Annotated in this window: 1 protein-coding gene; it reads right to left on the reverse strand. The window is 67.0% G+C overall.

The window, feature by feature from the left end:
- Window positions 1-371: beta-ketoacyl synthase N-terminal-like domain-containing protein (locus RIF23_RS20730; protein WP_310914320.1), on the reverse strand; the 371-nt coding region annotated here is incomplete at its 3' end.
- Between the last annotated feature and the right edge of the window lie 5 nt (window positions 372-376).

Raw genomic sequence — 376 nt, forward strand, 5'->3', positions numbered from 1 at the left:
GCGCCGAGGTAGGTGCCGGTGGGGGTGGAGTGCAGACGACGTGGATCGATCCCCGCATGCTCGATCGTGTGCCAGGCCACCTCCAAGGCCACCCGCTGCTGCGGATCCATCGCCAGAGCCTCCCGCGGACTAATCCCGAAAAACTCCGCATCAAACCCCCCCGCATCCTCCAAAAACCCCCCCTGCGTCACATACGTCGCCCGCCCCACATCCGGATCCGGATCAAAAAGCCCCGCCACATCCCACCCCCGATCCCCCGGAAACCCCCCAATCACATCCCGCCCCCGCACCACCACATCCCACAACCCCCGCACATCACCCACACCCCCCGGAAACCGACACCCCACACCCACCACAGCCACCGGCTCCACAGCCG

This window comes from Lipingzhangella rawalii (assembly GCF_031628175.1).
In the GTDB taxonomy this organism is placed as follows: Bacteria; Actinomycetota; Actinomycetes; order Streptosporangiales; family Streptosporangiaceae; genus Lipingzhangella_A; species Lipingzhangella_A rawalii.